Origin of the sequence: Mesorhizobium sp. GbtcB19, assembly GCF_019091085.1 — a bacterium.
GTDB lineage: Bacteria > Pseudomonadota > Alphaproteobacteria > Rhizobiales > Rhizobiaceae > Mesorhizobium.
Window position 1 is genome coordinate 1 of sequence record NZ_JAGXJY010000605.1, and the last position, 231, is coordinate 231.

Consider the following 231-nt stretch of genomic DNA (forward strand, 5'->3'; position numbering starts at 1 on the left):
AGACGCTCGGCCATCTGGTCGGGCGCCGGTCGCGGACCGAAAATATCCATGTAGAGGATGGTTCCGGCCTTGGCCGACGCGGCTGGACGAAACAGCCGTGCTTTCGCTGTGCCGTCCTCGGTCTTGGTCTCGACGTCCTGCTTCGTCATTGCGCGCACCGCATGTAGCCACGCGATAGATATCCGCGCCTCCCGTCAGGGCGAGCCACGACATCTCAATCGCGGTCAAGTT

At 62.8% G+C, this 231-nt stretch carries 1 pseudogene; it reads right to left on the reverse strand.

From position 1 onward, the window contains the following. Window positions 1-149 (reverse strand): annotated as a pseudogene (locus tag KVT37_RS33735) (dienelactone hydrolase family protein); the annotation flags it as partial. Between the last annotated feature and the right edge of the window lie 82 nt (window positions 150-231).